Below are 25,343 nucleotides of genomic sequence, written 5' to 3' on the forward strand. Positions count from 1 at the left end.
TATATAGCTAACAAAATTGACAGAATAAGTTTTATATTATATAATTTTTATATAAAAATTATGAAAAAGGAGTTCAAATATGAATAATGTAAAAATAGACCCTATATATAGAGGTAATTGGTATTTAGACTATATACAAAATGAACCATATATGATAATAAATGCTGATGGAGATGTTTCTGTACCTATTATAGAAGAGGCGAATCCTATTGATAAAAAGGTTGAAGGTGAAGGAAATTCATATACTGTTACATATATAGGACCAGAAGATCCCGCTATTATAATAAAAATATTATTTACTTCTGATACTGCAGGTTCGATAGAAATTGGAGATGCAGGTTCTAAGCTGGATAAATTTAATATTATAAAAAAATAATAAACTTAAATTTATAAATACTGTTTGTCTTTTTTGCAGCTTTGACGAAGTCCGCTTTAGAGTGTGTACAAAAAGTTGATATATTTTTGTAAACTAATGGAATGAAATATATAAATCGCACGCAAAGTAAGGCTTTATAAAATAGCTTAATTAAAATTATAAACTTATCTGTAAATTAATTTAAGTTAACCGTGCGGTATGTAAACTTAAAACTTAATAATCACTTGGGCGGGTGTTAACAATTCTAATTCGGCTTTAAATATAATTAATACTAAAATTTAAAATATAGCAGTAAATTTTAAAGGGCGGGGTATTTAATTTAAGTTTGAAAACTAATTACATTTTCCCACCCTTTAGTCTTATAACTTTTATTTGTAACTATCATTTTTATTTTCTTTTTTGTTTAATTATAATTTTTAGCTGCCCACCCAAGATTTTTTAAATTTATTGCTTTCGACTCCGCACGCAGAATGAAGTTAAAAATATAAATTTGTTTGCAATTCAAATTTTATTATATTATAAATTTTGTTTACCGTGCGTTAATTATTGTTTTTGAATTAAACTATGTAATCTCTCTTCATTATTGGTTACTAATATAAAATTTCTTTTATTAAAATTATTTACAATTATATCTAATAGCTCATTATCTTCAAGATAATTTATTATTATATTATGATTATAATACTTTATGAATGTTTTTATTAAATCCAATTTATTATTTATTCTTTTAATATCCTCTTTTTGAGATATTTCATTTAATTTAAATATAAAATCCATTTCAGGCATATTTTTTTTATCAGCATTTACTAAATCAATATTCTTAAAATCATGTATATATAAAGTATTTAATATGTTGTTATTAATCAATATCTTGAATATGTTTTCAAGAACCATAAAAAAAATATCAATCTTTCTGCTGAAAAGAACTCTTGCTGAGTTTGTATGTGAAAATAATATTAATTATATCATACGACTCAAAGTGTGAATTAATATTAATTTCAACATCATAATTTAGTTTTAAATAAATTCTTTCTATGTCATTACTGCTATGTTTTTTAAATATTTTAGAAATGATTTCTTCTTTTGAATATTCTAGTATTATATTTAGAAAGTCAATACATTCTAATATAGTATTATTATCAATATTTCCATTATATTTATCATTTTCCATTATTGCACTTATTATTTTACTTATAGATAATAATTCATAATCATTTATTCTATAGAAATCAAAAAAATGGAAATTGTTTATATACCAAATTAAATTTACCAAATTAATATCTTTATTAGAGAATATAGTGATAGGCGATATTTGTACTATTTTTTCTTTTAAATGATAATTATCTATTTTTAGATTTTCTATGCATATATTCATAATAGTTCTTCAATACTATCAAAATCAACCTTTTCTTTCATGTTATGAAGCATTTTTAAAGGCTTTATATTTAAACTTATAAAAATATTTTCTATGTTTTTATAATCTAATTTAGGTACAAATATATTTATTTTACTAATAATATTAGGCGTAGTTTTATTAGTATTTTCTTTCCATCCTACTATCTCTAAATTAATAAGCCTTATTCCAAATTCACTTAATTCAGTTTCAAAATCTATCTTTGAAGAATGTTCAATTAGATATACTATAGCTCTTTTTTTATTTGATATGTAATATGGTATAAAAAATCTATATATAGAAGTGCTTAAAAATATACATATACATCCTATAGTAGATAGCACCCATTGTCCCGATCCTATTACTATTCCTATACATGCAGTAACCCAGACTATAGCTGCAGTAGTTATACCATGAAGTTTCCCTCTATTTTGTATGATCATTCCTGCACCTAAAAAACCGATTCCTGAAACTATTTGTGCCGATATTCTGTTATAATCTGGTACTTTACTCAGAAACTCTGTTCCTAATTTAGCTAGTTCGGTATTTTCTAATATTATAGCACTTGCAAATACTTCTTCATAGCAGGATAAAAGTGCTGCTCCCATACAAACAATGCTTGTAGTTCGGCTTCCTATAGGCTTTTTATGCTGTTCTCTTTCCCAGCCTATAAATATACCCATAATATATGCAACTAAGATTCTTGTTGTTATTTCTAAAATACTAAAGTTTCCTAATACATGCTTAATATATTCTGTAAACATAAAATAATATCCAAATAATAAGTATTATATAAACATTAATATTATCGAAAAAAACACTAATAATTACAGTTTATATATCTATATCAGCATATATTTCAAATTCATTTTTTGAATACAATGCTATGGAATCTTTTGAAACGCTTATAATTTCATCTATGAATTTTTTTGTGTTATAATCAAGGTCAGAAGAAAAATATTCCAATACCATATCTAAATTCATTCCGCTTATTAAACAGATATTATCATTCTTTCTATAAAATCTGCTAGCTATATTGAAAGGAGTTCCTCCATATAGATCTGTCATTATTAAAATTTTATTATTTTTGTATTTTTCCAATAATTCTTTTAATTGACTTTCTATCTGGGAGAAAGTATTATCTGCCTGCAAATTTATTACATCATAATCTGATAAATCACCTAGTATAATTTTGGCAGATTCAATAAATGTGGATGCTAAATTGCCATGACCCATTAATATTAAATTAGGTTTCATAATCAATACTCCATTCACAGTTTATTACCTTTATATTATAAATATAATAATTGTTTTGTATTATTCAAGTTTTATTAGAAAAAAATTTACTTATAAAACATTTTGTATATAGTAATTTTACATTATATTAAATATATGATTATTTATTAATTAGTACCTAAATACTTTTTCACTAACATCTCATAGAATCCGTTAGTCATTATTTGTGATATAGCCTTATTTACTTCGTTTATAAATATATTTTCTTCTTTTCTGAAAGCTATGGCATAATCTTCTTGAGGGTATTTTATTGTATTTACAAGTTTTATACTTTTATCATAGCTAAGAAAATGCTTACATGTTTCTTTATCAAAAACAGCAGCATCCATATTTCCAACTTTTAATGATAGTATTATACTGCTTCCTGTGTCGAATCTTTCTATTTCTATTCCATCTTTTGCAGAAATCATATTATCGGCTACAGTATCTCTTATAACACCTACTTTTTTCCCTATTAAATCTTCTTCTGTCTTTATTGATTCATTATCTGCTCTTACTAATACGGCCTGACTTGATGTATAATATTTATCAGAAAATGTAAGATATTTTTTTCTTTCTTCTGTTACACTCATTCCTGCTATAATCATATCTATTTTTTTAGATTCTAAAGCAGGTATAAGTTCTTCAAAACGCATAGGAATAAAATTCATATTAGATCCTGATATTTTTGATATTTCTTTCATTAAATCATAATCAAATCCGCCAATATTTCCATTAGACATGTATCCGAAAGGATAATCATAAACATATATTCCTACATTTATTGCTGAATTTTTAATATACTCTTCATTGTTGGTAAAATTTTCGTACTTACTAGTTGAATTAGTACAGGATACAAATAAAATAATGCATAATGATATTAATAATATATTTTTCAATTTTTATTCCAAAAAATTTATCATTTATATAAAAGATAATTAATTGCATGAAAAAGTCAAGCAATTTTACATTAATAAAAAACATTTGCAAAAACGAACTCCCTATATTATAATATATCATCAATATAAAAGCATAATATTTTTAATATCAATCAATTTTAATAATAAGGATATATTTTAATAAATGTCATACGCTGAAAAAATTAGAAATTTTTGTATTATAGCACATGTTGACCATGGTAAAAGTACATTAGCCGACAGAATTATAGAGCATACCAAGGCAGTATCAAGCAGAGAGATGAAAGCCCAAATATTAGACTCTATGGATATAGAAAGAGAGAGAGGAATAACTATAAAAAGCCAAGCTGTAAAACTTTCTTATGAGGCTAAAGACGGAGAGGTATATACTCTTAATTTGATAGACACTCCAGGTCATGTTGATTTTAATTATGAGGTTTCCCGTTCACTTGCCGCATGCGAAGGTGCTATATTAGTGGTGGATGCTGCTCAGGGGGTAGAAGCTCAGACTATTTCTAACTTTTATCTTGCCTTTGAAAATAATTTGGAGATTGTACCTGTTATTAATAAAATAGATTTACCTGCTGCCAATATTGAGCTTTGTAAAGAACAGATGGAAAAAGAGTTTGGCGTTAATAAAGATGATGTTGTGCTTGCAAGTGCTAAAAATGATATAGGTATTGATGAAATACTTGAAGCGGTTGTTAAGATGATACCCGCACCAAAAGATAATACGGGTAAAAAAACTAGAGCATTGATATTTGATTCTTATTATGATCCTTTCCGCGGTGCTGTTATGATAGTGAGAATATTTGACGGCTCTATAAAAAAGAATGATAAACTTCTTTTAATGGAAACTAAAGCAGAGTATGAAGTTGAAGAATGCGGTACACTTTTACTTGGACTTAAATCAGCTAATGAACTTAAAAGCGGAGAGGTAGGATACATTATTGCAGGCATTAAAAATATATCTGACATAAAAATAGGAGATACTATAACGCTTGAAGAAAATCCTTCTGATGAGCCTTTAATAGGATATAAAGAAGTTCTTCCTATGGTATTTGCCGGCATATTTCCAGCTGAAGATGAAGATTATACAAGTCTTCAGAAGGCATTAGAAAAATTAAAATTAAATGATGCTTCTTTAGTGTATGATCCAGAACGCTCTATAGCTTTGGGTTTCGGATACAGATGCGGATTTTTAGGACTTTTACATTTGGAGATTGTGCAGGAAAGACTTGAAAGAGAGTTTAATCTCAATCTTGTAATAACCAGCCCTTCTGTAGAGGTAAAATTAAAACTCACAAACGGCGAAGAGAAAATTATTGATAACCCTGCAGATTTTCCTACAGCACAGTATATAGAAAAATGTTATGAACCTTTTATAAATGCTCTTATAATAGTGCCTACCGATTATTTAGGTAATATTATTTCCCTTTGTATAGACAGAAGAGGTACTCAGACATCATTAAATTATTTAGATGATAAAAGAGCAGAAATTAAATTTGATTTGCCTTTAATAGAAGTAGTATATGACTTTTATGACAAATTAAAATCCATATCAAGAGGATATGCTTCATTTGATTATGATTTTTCAGACTTCAGAGAAAGCCAAATAGAAAAAATAGATATACTTGTTCATGGTGAAGTGGTAGACGCTTTATCATTTATGGCACATAGAAGCAATGCCGAAAGCCGCGGAAGACAAATCATAGAAAAATTAAAACATCTCATTCCCAAACATATGTTTCAGATTCCATTACAGGCAGCAATAGGCGGGCGTATTATAGCACGAGAAAACATTAGTGCTTTAAGAAAAAATGTTACAGCCAAATGTTATGGAGGAGATATCACAAGAAAAAGAAAACTTCTTGAAAAACAAAAAGAAGGTAAAAAACGAATGAAAGCCATCGGAAGCGTAGAGATACCTCAGGATGCATTCATAAGCGTACTTAAAACTGATGATAATAATAAATAATTTTAAAATAAATTTATTTGATTTTTTAACGCACGGTAAACATATTTTTATTTTTTAATTTAAATTATGATTCTAATATTTTTTTATTTTAGATTTCATAAACCGTGCGGTGAATAAAATTCAAAAATTAAAAAAAACTTGGGTGGGTGCTGTAATTTCTAATATAACAATAAGAAAATAAAAAATATAAATTTCAAATAAAAACTATAAAGCATATAGGGTGGGGAGTGTAAATAAATTTAAAACTTGAATTACATACCCAGCCCTTTATATTTTAATATTTTATTATAAAATTTATATTTTTGTTTTTTTAAAACTAATACTGAAAAGTTAATGCCAGCCCAAGTAATAATTAAATTTAACGCACGGTATATGATTTTTTATTTATTGTTTAAATTACAATTTCAATATTTTTTATATTTTAAATTTTGCTAACCGTGCGGTATTTGAATATATGAAGTATCCAATTTATTAATAAAGAAAATTATCCTGTATATTCTTCTATATATTTATGCATAAGCATTTTTATAGTTTCTTTATCAGCATCAAGTGAAGCTATATCAAAAGCATCAATCATGACTTTTCTTTCTTCCGGAGTTAAGCATTTAACAGGATCTTTTGCTATGAATAATTTTTGGTATTGTGAAGGTATTAAAGTTTCATCATCCATTAAAATTTCTTCGTAAAGTTTTTCACCTTCTCTGATTCCTGTAAATATTATCGGAATATCTTTTTCTGTAAGTCCGTACATTTTAAGCATGTTTTTAGCCAAATCTAAAATCTTAACAGGCTTTCCCATATCTAAAGTAAATATTATTCCGTCATTCAAAGTACAGGCTTTAATTACAAGTCTTGCAGCTTCCCTTATAGACATAAAAAATCTTACCATTTCAGGGTGCGTTACTGTTAATGCCTTGCCTTCTCTAATCTGCTTTTCAAATACAGGTATAACACTTCCGCTGCTTCCTAAAACATTACCAAATCTTGTTATTTTGAATGCTGTATTATTTTGTTCATGCGACAATGACATTATCATTCTTTCGCATATTCTTTTGCTTGCTCCCATTAATGAAGTAGGACGAACTGCTTTATCAGTTGATATGAATACAAAGTTCTTTATATTATTTTTAATGGCAAGTGTTGCTATATTTTCTGTTGCTAGTATATTATTTTTAATAGCTTCTTCAGGGTAGCTTTCCATAAAAGGAAGATGTTTATGAGCGGCTGCATGAAAAATTATATCTGGTTTTTCTTCTTTTAAGATTTTATCAACTTTAACATAGTCTCGTACATTTGATATTATATACATAAATTTGTGTTTATGTTTTTCATTGTTTCTGTCATTCAAAGACATTATGAGATTATGAACGGCACTTTCAGAATTATCCAAAGCCATAACTTTTTTTACAGGAAGAGTAATTAATTGCCTTACAAGTTCGCTTCCGATAGATCCTCCGCCTCCTGTAACCAATATAGTTTTATCCTTATAGTATGCCGATATTTCTTTTTCATCAAAACCAATCTCTTCTCTTCCAAGTAAGTCTGAAGGTTCAATATTTCTTATATCTTTTATAGAGGCATTTCCCTTTATTATTTCAAAAAATCCGGGAAGTATTTTATATCTTATTCCTGTAGGATATATTATATCAAGTATTTCAAGCAGTTCTTTTTGTTTGAGAGTTGGTATTGCAATAATAATTTCTTCTATATCGGTATTATTACTTTTGTATTCTTTTATTATATTTTCTATGTCTTTTACTTTGCCTTTAACTTTTATAGAATGATTTTTAATATTTACTTCTTTTTTATTTATATCATCATCTAAAAAGCAAAGTATATTATATTCGTTATTATCATCAGAGGTTAGTATTTCAGATGCAAGAGTCTCACCGGCGTTTCCTGCTCCTATTATAACTATATTTTTCTTGTTCATTACTTAAAACCTAAAATACATATATAAATAGAGTTATAGTATATATTTTTTTTGTTTATTATACAAGGATTTTATTATATATTGTTTATTTTAGAAAAAGTTTTTAGTTAAAAATACACATAATTTAAATCTTTCAAAAATATAATATAAAAATTATAACAATTCTAAAAAATATATCTTTCTTTATATTCTGTTAATTCAATATTTCTGTTTCAAGTAATTTTAAAACTTTATTTATATCATTCAATAATTTATTTAATATTTATAAGTTTATATTAGAATTTCAGCTACTACCCAAGTTTTTATTAAAATTGGTTTGACGCACGGTAAGCAAAATTTATAATATAATAAAAATTTGAATTGCAAAATAACTTTATATTTTTAATTTCATTATGCGTGCGGTAATTAGACATCAAATTTAAATAACACTAGGGTGGGCATCTAAAAAATGATAATTAGGTTATAAATAAGTAAAAAATTTAAATCTGAAAATAAATTAAAAAGCCTATAGGGTGGGGATTATGATAAAGCAAAAAATTTAAAAACTTTTTCTAAATTCCCGCCCTTTAGAGTTTGTTATTTTACTTTGGATTTTAGTTTGATACTGTTTTATGATTTAAATAACATCTATTAGCACCCGCCCAAGTGTCTTATAAATTTGTAGTATATTCATCGCACGGTAAACAAAATTCTAAAATATAAATTAATTAGTAATATAATTTTTACTATGTTTAAAAATTGGTTCTGCGTGTGTTAAAAAAGTAATAACCTTAATTGCATTTTGGGTGGTTTTTTAAAAATTCTTTTTAAATAATAAAGAAAGTTAAAAATTATAATTGCAGATTAAAATAATAAGCCTAAAGAGTGGGAATTAGTAAAAGTCAAAAAATTTATTCTCATTCCCCGCCCTTTAGAGTTTGTTATTTTACTTTGGATTTTAGTTTAATACTGTTTTATGATTTAAATAACATCTATTAGCACCCGCCCAAGTTTTTATTAGAGTTAGTATTTATTAAACGCACGGTTAATAAATTTTTATTTATGATTCAAATTATAATTTCAAATTGTTTTAGATTAAAAATTTTACTCTCCGTGCGGTTATTCAACTACTCCAATGTAGGGAAGATTTCTGTATTTCTGAGCATAGTCAATTCCGTAGCCTACAACAAACTCATCTTCTATATCAAAACCGTTATAGTCTATTTTTATATCAACTTTTCTTCTTGAAGGCTTATTTAAAAGTGTGCATATTTTAAGAGAAGCAATATTTCTGGTTTTTAATACTTCGCATATTTTTTCTAAAGTGTATCCTGTGTCTATTATATCTTCTACTATGATAACATCTCTTCCTGTGAGAGGTATATCAACATCTTTAAGTATTTTAATTTCAGAACCTATTTTATTGTTTCCGTAACTTGATACTATCATAAAATCAATTTCTACAGGCACATCAATATGCCTAGATAAATCAGCAATGAATATAAAAGAACCTTTTAAAAGTCCTATAATGCATGGTATATTTTCTTTATCCTTAAGATCATTAGAAATTTGTTCTGCTAATTCTTTAACTTTATTATTTATATCTTCTTCTGATATAAGTATTTTTGATATATGATCATCTTTTTTCATGAATTATCCCTTAGTAATTTTTTATATATTATCGTATATAAATAATAATTTAATTAAAAATATATTTATACTATGCATTTTTTTAATAATTATAATTTTTTTTGAAAATGTATTTTAATAATTCAATATTTAACAAAAAATAAAATCTATATATAATTATAGAGCCAATAGATAATCAATTTTATCCATTGGCTCTATTTTTAATAAAATAAATAATAATCTAAATTATTTACTTACTTAGCTTTTTTAGCTTCTATTGCTTTTGCTAATTCTTCAGCTAATAGAGGAAGTACTTTATTCACATCGCCTACTATACCTAAATCAGCTATTCCAAACATAGGAGCATCTTTATCTTTGTTTATAGCAATGATGTATTCTGATTCTTCCATACCAGCCATGTGCTGAATAGCACCAGAGATACCGCAAGCGAAGTATATATTAGGTCTTACTGTTTTACCTGTTTGACCTACTTGTCTAGCCTGTTCTATATATCCAGCATCTACTGCAGCTCTTGAACCTGAAACTGTTGCACCTATTTTAGAAGCTACAGCTTCAAGATTTTTGAAGTTTTCTTTAGAACCTACACCTCTACCGCCAGATACCAATATTTTAGCTTCTGTAATATCAATTTTTTTAGAAGTTTCTTTTACTATATCTAAGATTTTAACTTTCATTTTAGAAGTGTCTATTGTTAAAGGTAATACTTCAACTTCACCTTTTTTTCCTTCTTCTTTAGCTAATTTCTGCATAACACCAGGTCTTACAGTAGCCATTTGCGGTCTATGATCCGGACATACAATAGTAGCCATCAAGTTACCGCCGAATGCAGGTCTAGTCATTCCGAATACTTTAGTTTCATCATCTATTTCTAATTTTGTACAGTCAGCAGTAAGACCTGTAGCAAGTCTTGAAGATACTCTAGGAGCTAAGTCTCTTCCTAAAGTAGTTGCACCTAATAATACTATTTCCGGTTTTTTAGCATTTATTATTGCTGATAATGCCTGAGCATAAGCTTCAGTATCGTACTGTTTTAAAAGTTCATTGTCAACAATTACTACTTTATCAGCACCATATTCAACTAAAGTTTGAGCTAAACCTTCTACTTTATGTCCTATTAAAGCCACTGTTACAGGTGAATTTAATTTAACAGCAAGTTTTTTTGCTTCTCCGATTAATTCTAAACCTACGTTTTGAATTACACCGTCTCTTTGCTCTGCAAATACTAATATTCCTTTATAATCACTTAAATTCATTATCTATCTCCTTTTTCTAAGGTTCTTTGTTAATTAAAATTAAATAACAAATTTTTCTTTTAATTTTTCAATTATGATATTAACAGCTTCTTTAGTATCAACTTCAAATACTTTACCAGCTTGTTTAGCTCCTTTAGTAAATGATTTTTTTACTTTAGTAGGAGATCCAGTAAGACCTATCAATGAAGGATCAATTTTTATAGTTTCAGAAGACCATATTTCAACTTCTTTGTCATATGCTTCCACTATTCCTTTAACTCTCATGTATCTAGGGCTGTTAGCTTCTGATAATACAGTAATTAGAGCAGGTAATTGAACATTTAACAAATAGTATCCGTCTTCTACCATTCTTTTTACAGTTAATGATTTATCAGCTTCATTATATTGTATTTCTTTAGCATAAGAAATCTGAGGTATTTCTAGGTGTTCAGCTGTTTGCGGACCAACTTGAGCAGTATCACCGTCTATAGCTTGTCTTCCAGAGATAATAAGATCATATTCTAAAGTTCTTAAAGCAGCAGCTAATGTATTAGAAGTAGCCAGAGTATCAGCACCTCCGAATTTTCTATCAGTTATAAGAATAGCTCTGTCAGCTCCCATAGCAAAAGCTTCTCTTAATATAGCTTCAGCTTGAGGAGGTCCCATTGTTATTACTGTAACATGAGCACCATATTTATCTTTTAATTTTAAAGCTTCTTCTAATCCGGCTTTATCGTCAGGGTTCATTATACTAGGAACACCATCTCTTATTAATGTACCTTTAACAGGGTCAAGTCTAATTTCAGTTGTATCTGGAACCTGTTTTACACAAACTATGATTTTCATTTATATTCCTCCATAAATATTTTATTTACTAAACTAATTATCTTATTTTAAAAGACTTCCTGCTATTACCATTCTTTGAACTTCTGAAGTACCTTCATAGATTTCTGTAATCTTAGCGTCTCTCATCATTCTTTCAACAGGATATTCTCTAGTATATCCGTATCCGCCATGAAGCTGAACAGCTTTAGTTGTAACTTCCATTGCAGTTTCAGCTGCGAATAGTTTAGCTCTTGCGGCATCTACAGAATATGGAAGATGATTGCTTTCTTTCCAAGCTGCTTTGTACACTAGAAGTCTTGAAGCTTCTACTTTTACTTCAAGGTTAGCTAATTGGAATTGAGTGTTTTGGAAATTAGCTATAGTTCTTCCGAACTGTTTTCTTTCTTTAACATAAGCTACAGTTTCATCAAGAGCACCTTGAGCAATACCCAATGCCTGAGAAGCAATACCTATTCTTCCTCCGTCAAGAGTCATCATAGCAATTTTAAATCCTTTACCTAATTCACCTAATAGGTTATCTTTTGGTATTCTTGCATTTTCAAATATTAATTCGCAAGTAGCAGAACCTCTAATACCTAATTTTTTCTCTTTTTTACCAACGCTAAATCCAGGAGCAGTTGATTCTACAATGAAAGCAGAAATACCTTTTAATCCTTTAGATTTATCAGTCATAGCAAATATAACATACACATTTGCATATCCAGAGTTTGTGATGAATATTTTTGAACCATTAAGAACCCATTCCTGAGTAGCTTCATCTAATACAGCTGTTGTTTGCTGACCTGCTGCATCAGTACCTGCATTTGGTTCAGTAAGTCCGAATGCACCAAGCCATTCTCCGCTAGCTAGTTTAGGAATATATTTTTGTTTTTGTGCATCAGTACCGAATTGTAATATAGGCCAAGTTCCAAGAGAAGTGTGAGCAGAAAGAATAACACCTGTAGTTCCGCAAACTCTTGATAATTCTTCAACCGCCATAGCATACATTATGTTGTCTCCGCCTGCACCGCCGTATTCTTTAGGAATAGGTATTCCCATAAGTCCTATTTCGGACATTTTTTTTACAGTTTCAACAGGGAATCTTTCTTCCTCGTCAACTTCTGCAGCTAAAGGTTTTACTTCTTTTTCAGCAAATTCTCTGATCATTTGTCTGAAAAGTTGATGTGTTTTAGACAAATTAAATTCCATTCTCTAAAATCCTCCTACTAATAATCTTTAAGTAAAATATAATATATTTTTTATTAAAAATCAAATCATAAATACAATATAATAAGATATAATATGATAAAAAATAACTTTTTCTTTAATATTAAAACTAAAAATACACAAAACTCACAAATAATGTATTATAACATCATTATATTTCCTCAAGTTTCATCAGATTTTTATATGGCTAATTATAGATTAATAAGCTCATAGAACTTTTTTATCTATGCGTCTATATATACAGAATTAAACTTGAACTATTAGCTATACTTGTTTTATACAATATTTATTTAATATATACTATTTTAAGTGATAATTAAACTCTATATAGTGTTACTTGTAATATTTAAAATAATTCTTATATAATATTGTTTAATTATATACGGGAATAAATTTTTATTTTGAGTATAAATTCATTATATGAATTATAAATAATATACTAAGTATTTTTTAGTAAGCTTTAATATTTATATATTATATATTATTTTGTCATATTATATTTAGTCTTTTTATAAAATATTATTATTAATATATATTTTTTATTTTATAGATTTAGTTTAAAATATTTTGCTATTTTCTTTACAAATTATTTATAAATTTGAAATATTTTTTATTAAATAATTAAGTAAAAAAATTGAATTTTTTAATAAATTGTAAAAAAAAATTTTGTATCAAATTGGTAATAATATAATAAAGTAATTTAATAAAATTAGACTATTAGTATGCTTTAAACTTTAATAATAATTTTTAATATTATTTATAGTATTATTTTATTATTAGTTATTGTTAAAATATGTTTGTAAATGTATTTTAACTAAAAAAATAGTACCTATATATCCTATATATCAAGAATAAGATATTATGGTATATTTATATTTATTTTGCTTGATTTTTTTCAAAATACTGATAGACTATAAAGATAGTGTTTTTGGAGAAAATTTTAAAATTTCTATAAATCAATTTATAAAAAAGTCAAGGAGTTATTATGGCTGAAGAGAAAAAATTAGACTCCCTTCTTGAACGCATATATCAAGACGGTGTTGAAAAATCCAACAAAAAAGCTGATGAAATAATCTCAAATGCTAAAAGCGAAGCTGACAGAATTATAAAAGAAGCAGAAGCAAAATCGGAAGAAATTATAAAAGAGGCAGAAAGAAAGTCAGAAGAGCTAAAGAAAAATACAATAACAGATGTTCGTATGGCAGGCGAGCAGTCAATCAGTGTTTTAAAACAAAGAATAAAGGATTTAGTAACTGCTAAAGTATTAGAAGAAGGCTTGAAAGGAGCTTTTGCAGATACTTCATTCTTAAAAGATTTAATTCTTGAAGTGGTGAAAAAATGGGATATTAATTCAACTGATTCAGATGTAACAGTATATTTCCCAGAATCAAAGAAATCAGATATAGATGCATCTTTTGAGAAATCTATAAAAGCAGCTATAAAAAATGCTGATATTAATTTTGATAAGAAATTATCTAATGGTTTCAAAATTGTTCCTGAAGGCGGTAATTATCAGCTTCAGTTTACAGATGAAGATTTCGTAGAGTTTTTCAGTGATTATATAAAAGCAAAAACGGAAGAAGTGATTTTTAGTAAATAAGAGGGGTGAGTATGGGATCATATTATTATCTTATCTCAGGTCTTCCAGAAGTGAAACTTTCTGATGCTAAGGCTAAGTATGATATTAATGAAATTACTCAAAGCATATTATCTAGTTTAAATGCTAAAGATTCTAAATTTTTTAAGTATCTTATTTATCAAAATGATAATAAAAATTTAGTAAGTGCTATAGCAAAACAAAAGGGATTATTTACTCCTTATATAGAACATATAGAACCATCAATATTCAGTAAAGAAGAGATGCAGAAATATGCAAGTATATCAAATTTACCATTGTATATGAGTAAGTTTTTAGAGGACAGTAAGAATATTGAATGGGAAAATGCGAGACATATAGAAAATACTCTTTTAAATTTGTATTATGAAGAGATGATACAAAATGGTAATTCATTTATAAAAAATTATGCTTTATTTATGAGAGATATGAAAAATGTTCTTGCTGCCTTAAATGGAAGAGCTTTAGGTTTTTCAAGCGATGCTATAGCGAAAGAGCTTATAGGAGATTATTCTTTGATATCAGCATTGACAAAATCAACAGCTTCAGATTTCGGAGTAGGCAGAGAGATACCATATATCAATACTATTATTGAAACATTCAATTCATCAGATAAAGCAGATCCGTATAATATGGAAAACATAGAATGTTCTTTGGTAAGAGAATTTTTAGACAGATTAACTTCTATAAAATCTTTCACAACAGATAATGTTTTTGCTTATTATATAAATCTCACTTATGCTGTTAGTATAAACGGAAGGAATGAAGAGGAAGGTAAGAAACATTTAGAGACGCTAATAGGTTCTTTGAAAGAAAAGGCGTCTGTGTATAATTAATTAGGAGATAGAAATGACTAAAGGTAAAGTAACTGCTATTATATCAAACCTAATTTCAATAGAGGTAGACGGTCCTGTTTCACAAAACGAGATATGTTATGTATCTTGCGGTAATGCGAAACTTATGGCTGAGGTTATTAAAATATCAGGTACTAGTGCTAGTGCTCAGGTATTTGAATCTACTAGGGGTGTAAAATTAGGTGATGCCGTAGAGTTTACCGGTTCAATGTTAGAGATTGAATTAGGACCTGGACTTTTAGGTAAAAACTTTGACGGACTTCAAAATGACCTTGACAAATTACAAGGCGTATTCTTAGAAAGAGGTAAATATAATGATCTTTCTGAAGATAAAGAATCAACTTATGACTTTACTCCGATAGCTAAAGTTGGAGAAGAAGTAGCTGCAGGCGACTGGATAGGTGCTGTTAAAGAAGGTTGGATTGACCATAAAATAATGGTTCCTTTCAAATTTCAAGGCAAAGGCACTGTTGAAAGCGTAGCTTCAGCAGGAACTTATCATTTACAGGACACATTAGCTGTTATAAAAACTTCTAATGGTGAAAAAGTTAATGTAACTATGGTACAAACTTGGCCTGTAAAACTTACTATTAAAGCATATAAAGAAAAACCAAGACCATTTAAATTATTGGAAACTGGTGTTAGAACTATAGATACTTTCAATCCTATTACTGAAGGCGGTACAGGATTTATTCCGGGACCATTCGGTGCAGGTAAAACAGTATTGCAGCACGCTTTGGCTACTAACGCAAATGCCGACTTGATTATAATGACAGCATGCGGTGAAAGGGCTAATGAGGTAGTAGAAATATTTACTGAGTTCCCAGAACTTATAGACCCAAGAACAGGAAGAAGTTTGATGGAAAGAACTACTATCATCTGTAACACTTCAAACATGCCGGTTGCTGCCCGTGAAGCTTCAGTTTATGTAGGTATGACTATTGCTGAATATTACAGATCAATGGGACTTAAAGTTCTTCTTCTTGCCGACTCTACTTCTCGTTGGGCTCAGGCTTTAAGAGAGATGTCTAACCGTCTTGAGGAATTACCTGGTCCAGACGCGTTCCCTATTGACTTGCCTGCTATTATTTCTAGTTTCTATGCCAGAGCAGGTTTCGTATACTTAAATAACGGAGAAACAGGTTCTATTACATTCATAGGTACAGTATCTCCTGCAGGCGGTAACTTGAAAGAGCCTGTAACAGAATCTACTCGTAAAGCAGCTAGATGTTTCTACGCTTTATCACAAAAACGTGCCGACAGTAAAAGATATCCTGCTGTTGACCCATTAGATTCTTATTCTAAATATATTGAGTATCCAGAGTTCATAGAATTCTCAGATACTAATATAGAAAAAGGATGGGCTGATAAAGTAACTAGAGCTAAAGATATTGCTAGAAGAGGACAGGAAGCTAATGACCAAATAAGCATTCTTGGTGATGACGCAGTACCTCTTGAATACCATCAGCGTTTATGGAAAGCTGAGCTTATAGACTTTGTATTATTACAGCAAGATGCTTTCGATAAAGTAGATAAAAACTGCCCTATAGAAAGACAAAAAGAATTATTAAATCAAGTTATGAAAGTTGTAGAAGCTGATTACAGATTTGATGATTACAGCGAAGTAGGTACTTATTTCAAAAGACTTATCAACGCTTTCAAACAGATGAACTATTCTGTATATCAGTCTGATGATCATAAAAAATACACAGCTGAGATGGAATCAATATTTGCTGAAAGGAGTATAACACATGCCTAAAGCATTTCAAAAAGTATATACAAAATTAGTACAGATTACTAAAGCAACTGTATCTTTAAGAGCAGAAAATGTCGGCAACGATGAAATGGCTCTTGTAGCAGGAAGACCTGCTCAGGTTGTAAAAATGATTGGAGATATTGTTACACTTCAGGTTTTCCAAGGTACTGAAGGCATACCTACTAATGCTGAAGTAGTATTCTTAGGCAGACCTCCTAGACTTAAAGTAAGCGAACTTCTTGCAGGAAGATTCTTTAATGCTTACGGCGAGCCTATTGACGGCGGTGCTGAAGTTGAAGGTAAAGAAGTAGAAATCGGAGGACCTTCTGTAAACCCTGTTAGAAGAAAACAGCCTTCTGAACTTATTGCTACAGGTATTGCCGGTATTGACCTTAACAATACTCTTGTTACAGGACAGAAAATACCGTTCTTCGCAGACCCAGATCAGCCTTACAACGCAGTTCTTGCTCAGGTAGCATTGAGAGCTGAAGCTGATAAAATCATACTTGGCGGTATGGGACTTTCTAACGATGACTATTTATCATTTAAAAATACATTTACTGAAGCCGGAGCTTTAGATAAAATTATATGTTTCATCAATACTACTGATGACCCTCCTGTAGAAAGACTTTTGATTCCGGATATGGCTTGTACCGCTGCTGAATATTTCGCAGTTGAGAAAAAAGAGAAAGTTCTTGTTCTTCTTACAGACATGACTCTTTATGCCGATGCTTTGGCTATAGTATCCAACAAAATGGATCAAATCCCTTCTAAAGATTCTATGCCGGGTTCTTTATATTCTGACCTTGCTAAAATATATGAAAAAGCAGCTCAGTTCCCAGACGGAGGTTCTATTACTATTATTGCTGTTACTACTCTTAATGAAGGGGATATTACTCATGCTGTACCAGACAACACTGGTTACATCACTGAAGGTCAGCTTTATTTAAGAAGAGACTCTGATATAGGTAAAACAATTATTGACCCATTCAGAAGCCTTTCTCGTTTGAAACAGCTTGTTATAGGTAAGAAAACTAGAGAAGATCACCCTGCTGTAATGAACACTTTGGTTCGTCTTTATTCAGATGCTGCTAATGCTAAAATGAAAAAAGAAAACGGTTTCGACTTGACAGAATACGATGAAAGATGTTTGAAATATGCTGCTGAATATTCTGAAAGATTACTTGCTATAGATATTAACATAAAAATTGATGAGATGTTGGAAACAGGCTGGGAATTGATGGGTAAATATTTCAGTAAAGCAGAAGTTGGTGTAAAAGAATCATTGGCAGAAAAATACGGTAAATGGTCAAACTAATTTAAAAAAGTAGGTAAAAATATGGCATTAAAGTTTCAATACAATAAAACGGCTCTTCAAAACCTAAGACGCCAGCTTACTATTCGTGAGAAAGCATTGCCTACTTTGAAAAGTAAAGAGGCAGCTCTTCGTCTTGAGGTGAGAAAGATTACCGCTGAGATTGAATTACTTAAAGAAGAATATCAAAAATTAGTTAAAGAAAATCAAAACTACAATGGATTTTGGACTGATTTCCCAGAGATAGTAAAAATCAAAAAAATCAATTCAGAATTAAAAAACATTGCGGGTGTTAAAGTTTCTATACTATCTGATATAGACTTCGCTATCGAAAATGTCAGCCTTTTTAATATGCCTTCTTGGATTAGACTTGCTATAAGCATGTTTGAACGCCTTATGACTATTCAAGTAAAAATTGAAATGACTGAGGCTAGACTTAATGCTTTAGCTTATGCTAGGAAAAAAACTACTCAGAAAGTTAACCTTTATGAGAAAGTTCAAATCCCAGAATATAAAACTGCTATAATCAAGATTAAAAGGTATATGGAAGACGAAGATAATTTAAGTAAGTCTTCTCAAAAAATAGTTAAAGAAAGAAACAGAGCTAAGGAGGCGTCTTTATGATTAGAAAAATGAAGAAACTCTCTCTCTTTGTCTTTCATGAGGATAAGGAAAAAACTTTAAATGATTTAGCATCTCTTGGGCTTGTGCATATAGAAATTGCAAGCGGTGTTTCTAGTGAAAATATAGATAATATATCCGCTAAAAAGAATGATGCTTCAAGAGCTAAAACTATTATTAACAATGCTTTGGCTGATGCTAAAAAAGCTAAAAAAGATGTTTCCAATGTTAAAGCTGAAAATACTTCTAAAAAAGCATCAGAAGTAGTAGAAGATGTTATTAATATTTCTCAGGCTTCTGATAAATTGAAAGCTGAAAGAGATAATTGCAAAAAAGAATTGGCTATAGTTGCTCCTTTCGGTAATTTCAGTTTTGATAAAGTTCATAGCTTAAAAGAAAAAATCGGATATGATGTTGTATTCTATAGTGCTAATGCTAAAGAATATAATGACTTTAATTTTTCTGAAGTTAAAGATATATTCACTTATCCTATTAAAGAGGAAGCTGGAAAGGTTTATTTTGTTGCTTTCAAAAAAGACGGAAGCGAAGAGACTATTCCTTTTGATATTATTAATATGCCTAGTCAATCTTATGATGAGATAAATGAAAAAATAGCTAAACTTGATAAAGAAATTGAAAATAATGAAACAGCTATTATTAAAAATCAAGTATATATAGAAGCTATTAATAAAGAAATAGATAATCTCAATATACAAAATAATTTTGAAGAGGCTAAAGAGAGTTTTATAGCCAGCGAAGGTACTGAAGGTAAAATACTTTATGTAGAAGCCTATGTACCTAAAGATAAAGAAAGCGAAGTAAAATCTTTATTAGACAGCAAAAAAATAGCTTATATATTAGAAGATCCTAGTAAAGATGATAAAGTACCTGTTGAACTTAAAAACAATAAATATTCAGGTGCTTATGAGCTTATTACAAAACTATTCCAATTACCGAATTATTTTGAGATAGATTTAACTCCTATGATAGCGGTTTTCTATCCTTTATTCTTTGCTTATTGTTTCGGTGATTCAGGTTATGGTTTGGTATTGACTATAGTAGCTTTGATAGGTTTATTTACAGTATTAAAGGGACAATTAAGGGGAGTAGGCATACTTGCTTTAACATTAGGTATATGTACTACTATTATGGGTGTTATAAATGGAGGAAGTTTCTTTGGTGTAAGCATACCTTCTAATACTCAGATACCTTTATTTGCTGCTTTAAGTAAATATTTGATAATTACTGATATTAAAGAAAATTGGTTCTTAACACCATTTAATACAGCATTACTTATAGGAGTTCTTCATATATGTTTTGCTTTATTAGTAGGCGTTATAGACAGAATTAAAACTAGCCCTATAGGAGATATACTTGGTGCTATTGGTAAACTTCTATTTATACCGGGACTTGTTTTATGGTTCTTGGGCGATATGCAGAAAATGGAAGTGATTAAACAATTCAGCACTATATATTATGCTTTAATAGTTGTTGGTTTGGTATTCTTAGTGATACTTTCTAATGTTGGTAAAAAACCTGATGTATTAAACTCTATACTTGGCGTTTATTTCGCGGCAACTGGTATAATGGGTGATACACTTTCTTATATTCGTTTGTTTGCTTTAGGTGCTTCAGGTTCTATATTGGCATTGGTAATAAATCAAATAGGTATGAGTTTCAAAGCTATTCCGGGTGTTGGTGTAGTGATAATGGTAGTATTCCTTGTAGTAGGTCATATTGCTATATTCTTACTAAACATACTTGGTGCTTTGGTACACCCTTTAAGATTAACATTTGTAGAGTTCTATAACAATGTTGGTTTTGAAGGCGGCGGAAAAGAGTATAAGCCTCTCAAAAAAGCGGCTTAATAGTTTATATAAAAAATAATTAAAAAAGAAAATAATCTAAAAAGGAGATTTTATTATGGGTTTTACAATGAACACAGCACTTTTATTAGGATATTTAGGTGCAGGATTAATGGTAGGTATGTCTGGTATTGGTAGTGCGGTTGGTACTTCTATTTCTGCTATGACTACAGTTGGTGCTTTAAAGAAAAATAAAGATGCTTTTGGTAGCTGTCTTGTTTTAAGTGCTTTGCCTGGTACTCAAGGTCTTTATGGTTTTGCTGCTTTCTTCATTATGCAGCCTTATTTGACTGCTGATATAAGCATATTCCAAGGTGCTGCTATATTAGGTGCTGGTATTGCTGTTGGTTTAGCTTGTATGGTTTCTGCTATATTCCAAGGTAAAGTTTGTGCTAACGGTGTTGAAGCTATAGGTAATGGTTACGATGTATTTGGTAACACTATCATCGTTGCTGTATTCCCAGAACTTTACGCTATCGTTTCTTTCGCTACTGCATTCTTAATCAGTGGTGTTTTAGGTGCTTAATTAATAATTAATAAAAGTAAATAAATAGAAATCCGTAGGAGTAATAATATACTCTTACGGATTTTTTATTTTAATTGTTTAATTTATTTTTTAAGTGAATCTATTATTTTTTCAATGTATGTAACTTTTTTAGTATTTAAAAAATATCAATTTATGTACAATATATTTCTGAGATTATAAAACTATTTTAAATAGTAAAAACGAAAAATATATGATGATTATTAATTATTGAATTCTAATAAAATAAGATATATAATCATGTTATATTTTATTTTTATTTAGAGTATAAAACATGCATAAAGAATTTTTAAAAGAGAATTTATTTTGGATTAGAGAACCTAAAAATATATTAATTGATGATAAAAAAATAGAAATATATACAGAGTCTAATACAGACTTATGGCAGCGAACATATTATGGTTTTAGAAATGACAATGCTCCAATACTTCAGACAAAAACAAAAGATAAATATTTTTCTTTCACAGTAAAAACTATATTTGAAAGCAAACGCCGTTTTGATCAGTGCGGTGTTATAATATATATAGACAGTGATAATTGGTTTAAGGCTTCTATAGAATATGAGAATGAAAATTATCAGCGTTTGGGAAGTGTTGTTACAAATAACGGATATTCCGATTGGGCTACTCAGGATATATCTGCTTTTATAAAAGAGATGTATTACAGGCTAAGCAGAAGAGAAAGTGATTTTTTAATAGAATACAGCGAGGACGGAGAAAATTTCAAACAGATGAGAATATTTCATTTATTTAAAGCTGATGATGAAATCCCATTTGGAATATATGCCTGCAGTCCTGAAGAGTCGTCTTTTAAGGCAGTATTTACTGATATGTATATAACAGAATGCAAATGGCATGAGCATAAATAAAAATTGACAAATAAATATAGTCTGTTAAAATAAATTAGTTAAAATAATACAAAAAATAAATTAATGGAACACTATAAATATGGCAGAAAACTATAAAGTAATAGCAAGAAAATACCGTCCTCAAACTTTTGAAGAGGTTATAGGTCAGGAGCATATAACAAAAACTATCTCAAAAAGTATAGCACAAAAAAAGATCGCACATGCATATCTATTTTCAGGGGCTCATGGTGTTGGTAAAACTTCTCTTGCTAGGATTATAGCTAAAGCCTTAAACTGTGTTAATGGTCCTACTGATAAGCCATGCGGAGTTTGTCCGTCATGTACTCAAATAGAAAACGGAACTCCTCTTGATGTTATAGAAATTGACGGTGCAAGCAATAGAGGTATAGAAAATATTAGAAGCATTATAGAAAATGTTCGTATATCTCCGGTAGCTGGAAAATACAAAGTATATATTATAGATGAGGTTCATCAGATAACTAATGAGGCTTTTAATGCACTCCTTAAAACTTTGGAAGAGCCTCCTGCACATGTTGTGTTTATACTTGCTACTACTGAGGCTGACAGGGTGCTTCCTACTATAAGAAGCCGATGTCAGCAGTATACTTTCAAATCTTTAGGTATAGAAGATTTAGAGAAAATATTAAAAGGCATACTTGATAAAGAAAATATTAAATATGATGAAGAGGCAATATTTTTAATAGCAAAGCAGGCTAGGGGTTCTGTAAGAGATAGTGAAACTATACTTGAAAAGATGATAGCTTACACTACCGATAAAAAGTATATAACTAGTGCTGATGTCAATGCTGTTGTGGGCGGAAATAATTTTTCTTTTGTTAAAGAGTTTTTTGATATTATAATGTCTGAAAATAAAAAATCTTATTTTGAGTTTGTAAAAAAATTATTTGAAGATGCAGTAGACCCTAGAACATTTATAAACAGCATAATAGAATATATGCGTGTAGTTCTTATGATAAAAAGCGGTATTGATGATACAAAGCTATTAGAGATTACTGAAAATGAGAGAGACGATTTAAAAGTATTTGCTAATCATTACAGCGATGATGAAATAGAGAGAATACTTGATTATGTATTACTTACAGAGGAGCGTATAAGAAATGCCTCTAATCCTAGAACTATATTTGAAATGCGTATGCTTCTTTTACTTAATACTGATAATTTGATTCGTCCTGTTGATATAATAGCTTCTAATATGCAGGCTTCTTCTTCTGTCAATGAAGATTATGGATTTGAAACTGTAAGTAATAATATAACTAGCAATAATACCAATAATAATATTTCAGTAAATCATCCTAAACCTCAGTATGATGTGCCTTTAAATCCTAATGATAAAAGACGCATATTCTACAATAAAATACTTTCATTTATAGAGTCAGAAAGTCCTACTATATACTCTTTATTATCTCAGGGAAATCCTATAGAAAGTAAAGGAGCGGTTTTAATAGTTGCACTTCCTGATCATATATATGATATGACACAGACAGATAAAAGAATAAATGATTTGGTGGCTAAGGCTATACCTCATTTTACTAAAAATAAAGATGTGGCTATACAGTTTCAGAAAGCGGTTGAAGGAAACATGATAGATAAATTAAAGAGCAAACTGCAGGCTACAGAGGTAGATGAAAGTTCTTTATAATTTTGATATAATTATCATTTTTGTATATAGCAAATAATTATATGCACAAATATACTAATAAATAATATGCAGTTGACAAACTTAAATTTTTTCAGTATAGTATAAAACTTATAAAATTCAAAGGCTAGTATTAAACTATGAAGAAGCAACAAAATGAAGAAGCTGTTAGGCTTGTAAAAGTGATATTAGAATCTGGTTTTGCAAGCAGGAGAAACTGCGAGAAGGCTATAATGTCAGGCAGGGTTCGGGTGAATAATCAGGTTATACTTGATCCTGCTTATAGAGTTAAAGAAGATGATTCTGTTTCCATAGACAGAGAACTAATAAAAAGACAGACTAAAAGGTATATGGCATTATATAAACCTATAGGCGTTGTAAGCACTACAAAATATTTACCTGGAAGACGAATAATTACAGAGTTTTTCAAAGGCATTAAGGAAAGACTTTTTTATGCAGGAAGGCTTGACTCTGAATCAAGAGGTATAATGATTATTACTAATGACGGAGAGTTCGCTAATATTATTACTCATCCTTCTTATGAGATTTTAAAAGTTTATGATGTTACTGTTAATGGAAAAATAGATTCTGAAGCTCTTTTGAATGCAAGCAAGGGTATCACTATTAAAAATGTTTCATATTCGCCTTTTAAATTTAAAATATTATCAAAAGGAAGAATACAAAGCAAAATACGATTAACTATCAATGAAGGAAAAAATAGAGAGATAAGAAAAATATTCGATTATCTTGGATACAAAGTTATAGATTTGGAGAGAATATCTGTAGGATGTGTGAGTAAATACGATGAAGTTTCCGGAACTTTAGAGGCTGGTCATATAAGGGATTTAACAAAAAAAGAAATAGATTTCTTCTTTAAGCAAAAAGATAAAAAATTAAAAGATATTGAAAGTATATTTGAAAATATTCCTGATGATATAGAAGATGAAATATCTAGTGAAAATTATGAAGATAATGTTTTAAATAATGATAAAAAAGAAACTAAGGTTCATGATAAATCTAAATGGGCTAAAGCTAAGCCTAAGAAAAAAAGATTAGTTACAAAAAAGTCTTCTGCATATAAAGCTAAAATACAGAAAAAAAATAGCAAGTCTGAATTGTCTGAAAGATCTGTAGGTAAAAAAAAATCATCACTAAAAAAAAGTATTAGGAAATCAGATTTTAAACCTAAAAAACGCTAGGGCGGGTATGCTTTTTCTAATTCAGCATATTATATAAATAAAATTTTTAATGCAGATATAGCTTTAAATATAAAAGGGCGGGGTATGTAATTAAGTTTTAAAACTTTGATTAAATATTCCCACCCTTTAGCTTTTTTATATAATTTGTCATTTTTGTGATGATTTTCTTTTTAGCTATAATCAGTTATTTTTACTGCCCACCAAGGATTTTTTTAATTTATAATGCATTCACCGCCTACAGAACTAAGATGTAAGAATAGAGGT

Annotated in this window: 22 protein-coding genes; 12 read left to right on the forward strand and 10 right to left on the reverse strand. The window is 29.1% G+C overall.

From position 1 onward, the window contains the following. Positions 1 to 79: 79 nt before the first annotated feature. Positions 80 to 376 carry a hypothetical protein gene (locus BHAMNSH16_RS08055; protein ID WP_069732128.1) on the forward strand — a complete coding sequence of 99 codons (297 nt, stop codon included), beginning with the start codon at positions 80 to 82 and terminating at the stop codon, positions 374 to 376. Positions 377 to 919: 543 nt separating this feature from the next. Here BHAMNSH16_RS08055 and BHAMNSH16_RS14555 read toward each other — a convergent pair. From BHAMNSH16_RS14555 to BHAMNSH16_RS08075, 5 genes are all read right to left on the reverse strand, one after another. Beyond that, complete coding sequence (locus BHAMNSH16_RS14555) at positions 920 to 1,270, reverse strand: hypothetical protein (RefSeq protein ID WP_008732810.1); 351 nt, start codon at positions 1,268 to 1,270, stop codon at positions 920 to 922. Positions 1,271 to 1,280: 10 nt separating this feature from the next. Continuing rightward, the gene (locus tag BHAMNSH16_RS14560; protein ID WP_241033581.1) at positions 1,281 to 1,751 is read right to left on the reverse strand and encodes a hypothetical protein; all 471 of its coding nucleotides are present in this window, start codon (positions 1,749 to 1,751) and stop codon (positions 1,281 to 1,283) included. Further along, positions 1,748 to 2,533 carry an MgtC/SapB family protein gene (locus tag BHAMNSH16_RS08065; RefSeq protein ID WP_008732086.1) on the reverse strand — a complete coding sequence of 262 codons (786 nt, stop codon included), beginning with the start codon at positions 2,531 to 2,533 and terminating at the stop codon, positions 1,748 to 1,750. The genes BHAMNSH16_RS14560 and BHAMNSH16_RS08065 overlap by 4 nt, the downstream gene beginning before the upstream one ends. 70 nt (positions 2,534 to 2,603) lie before the next feature. Continuing rightward, positions 2,604 to 3,026: a PTS sugar transporter subunit IIA gene (locus tag BHAMNSH16_RS08070; RefSeq protein WP_069731765.1), complete on the reverse strand. Its 423-nt coding sequence runs from the start codon at positions 3,024 to 3,026 to the stop codon at positions 2,604 to 2,606. 146 nt (positions 3,027 to 3,172) lie between these two features. Beyond that, positions 3,173 to 3,943 (reverse strand): transporter substrate-binding domain-containing protein, encoded by a 771-nt coding sequence (locus BHAMNSH16_RS08075; protein WP_069731764.1) that lies wholly within the window; start codon positions 3,941 to 3,943, stop codon positions 3,173 to 3,175. A gap of 184 nt (positions 3,944 to 4,127) precedes the next feature. On the opposite strand from BHAMNSH16_RS08075, the gene lepA reads away from it, so the two are divergent. After that, a complete protein-coding gene (gene lepA / locus BHAMNSH16_RS08080; protein ID WP_008729341.1) occupies positions 4,128 to 5,939 on the forward strand; it encodes a translation elongation factor 4 in 1,812 nt (603 codons plus the stop codon). A gap of 484 nt (positions 5,940 to 6,423) precedes the next feature. Here lepA and BHAMNSH16_RS08085 read toward each other — a convergent pair whose 3' ends face one another. The 5 genes from BHAMNSH16_RS08085 to BHAMNSH16_RS08105 all read right to left on the reverse strand — a co-directional run bounded on the left by BHAMNSH16_RS08085 (position 6,424) and on the right by BHAMNSH16_RS08105 (position 12,767). After that, complete coding sequence (locus tag BHAMNSH16_RS08085) at positions 6,424 to 7,872, reverse strand: nucleoside-diphosphate sugar epimerase/dehydratase (protein ID WP_008729342.1); 1,449 nt, start codon at positions 7,870 to 7,872, stop codon at positions 6,424 to 6,426. Positions 7,873 to 8,970: 1,098 nt separating this feature from the next. Next, entirely contained in the window at positions 8,971 to 9,501 is a 531-nt protein-coding gene (gene hpt / locus BHAMNSH16_RS08090; RefSeq protein WP_008728374.1) for a hypoxanthine phosphoribosyltransferase, read from the reverse strand. Positions 9,502 to 9,734: 233 nt separating this feature from the next. Further along, complete coding sequence (locus BHAMNSH16_RS08095) at positions 9,735 to 10,754, reverse strand: electron transfer flavoprotein subunit alpha/FixB family protein (protein WP_069731763.1); 1,020 nt, start codon at positions 10,752 to 10,754, stop codon at positions 9,735 to 9,737. Between the two features lie 39 nt (positions 10,755 to 10,793). After that, entirely contained in the window at positions 10,794 to 11,579 is a 786-nt protein-coding gene (locus BHAMNSH16_RS08100) for an electron transfer flavoprotein subunit beta/FixA family protein (RefSeq protein WP_008728375.1), read from the reverse strand. A 42-nt stretch (positions 11,580 to 11,621) separates the two neighbouring features. Then, complete coding sequence (locus BHAMNSH16_RS08105) at positions 11,622 to 12,767, reverse strand: acyl-CoA dehydrogenase (RefSeq protein ID WP_008728376.1); 1,146 nt, start codon at positions 12,765 to 12,767, stop codon at positions 11,622 to 11,624. A gap of 1,003 nt (positions 12,768 to 13,770) precedes the next feature. Here BHAMNSH16_RS08105 and BHAMNSH16_RS08110 point away from each other — a divergent pair. From BHAMNSH16_RS08110 to BHAMNSH16_RS08155, 10 genes are all read left to right on the forward strand, one after another. Beyond that, positions 13,771 to 14,385: a hypothetical protein gene (locus tag BHAMNSH16_RS08110; RefSeq protein WP_008730431.1), complete on the forward strand. Its 615-nt coding sequence runs from the start codon at positions 13,771 to 13,773 to the stop codon at positions 14,383 to 14,385. Between the two features lie 11 nt (positions 14,386 to 14,396). Continuing rightward, entirely contained in the window at positions 14,397 to 15,236 is an 840-nt protein-coding gene (locus tag BHAMNSH16_RS08115) for a DUF2764 family protein (protein ID WP_008730432.1), read from the forward strand. A gap of 13 nt (positions 15,237 to 15,249) precedes the next feature. Further along, entirely contained in the window at positions 15,250 to 17,013 is a 1,764-nt protein-coding gene (locus BHAMNSH16_RS08120; RefSeq protein WP_008730433.1) for a V-type ATP synthase subunit A, read from the forward strand. Further along, a complete protein-coding gene (locus BHAMNSH16_RS08125) occupies positions 17,006 to 18,328 on the forward strand; it encodes a V-type ATP synthase subunit B (RefSeq protein WP_008730434.1) in 1,323 nt (440 codons plus the stop codon). The genes BHAMNSH16_RS08120 and BHAMNSH16_RS08125 overlap by 8 nt, the downstream gene beginning before the upstream one ends. A 21-nt stretch (positions 18,329 to 18,349) precedes the next feature. Next, a complete protein-coding gene (locus tag BHAMNSH16_RS08130) occupies positions 18,350 to 18,949 on the forward strand; it encodes a V-type ATP synthase subunit D (protein ID WP_008721418.1) in 600 nt (199 codons plus the stop codon). Beyond that, the gene (locus tag BHAMNSH16_RS08135) at positions 18,946 to 20,814 is read left to right on the forward strand and encodes a V-type ATP synthase subunit I (protein WP_069732275.1); all 1,869 of its coding nucleotides are present in this window, start codon (positions 18,946 to 18,948) and stop codon (positions 20,812 to 20,814) included. Before BHAMNSH16_RS08130 ends, BHAMNSH16_RS08135 begins: the two co-directional genes overlap by 4 nt. 55 nt (positions 20,815 to 20,869) lie before the next feature. Beyond that, positions 20,870 to 21,337, forward strand: a complete 468-nt coding sequence (locus BHAMNSH16_RS08140) for a V-type ATP synthase subunit K (RefSeq protein ID WP_008721414.1) — start codon at positions 20,870 to 20,872, stop codon at positions 21,335 to 21,337. A gap of 292 nt (positions 21,338 to 21,629) precedes the next feature. After that, a complete protein-coding gene (locus tag BHAMNSH16_RS08145; RefSeq protein WP_008730444.1) occupies positions 21,630 to 22,223 on the forward strand; it encodes a DUF1349 domain-containing protein in 594 nt (197 codons plus the stop codon). A gap of 79 nt (positions 22,224 to 22,302) precedes the next feature. Further along, entirely contained in the window at positions 22,303 to 23,883 is a 1,581-nt protein-coding gene (gene dnaX, locus BHAMNSH16_RS08150; protein WP_008730446.1) for a DNA polymerase III subunit gamma/tau, read from the forward strand. Positions 23,884 to 24,020: 137 nt separating this feature from the next. Next, positions 24,021 to 25,079, forward strand: coding sequence for a pseudouridine synthase (locus BHAMNSH16_RS08155; protein ID WP_069732276.1), 1,059 nt, complete (start codon positions 24,021 to 24,023; stop codon positions 25,077 to 25,079). The last annotated feature ends 264 nt before the right edge of the window (positions 25,080 to 25,343 follow it).

It is taken from the genome of Brachyspira hampsonii (assembly GCF_002214805.1).
GTDB classification, from domain to species: Bacteria; Spirochaetota; Brachyspiria; order Brachyspirales; family Brachyspiraceae; genus Brachyspira; species Brachyspira hampsonii.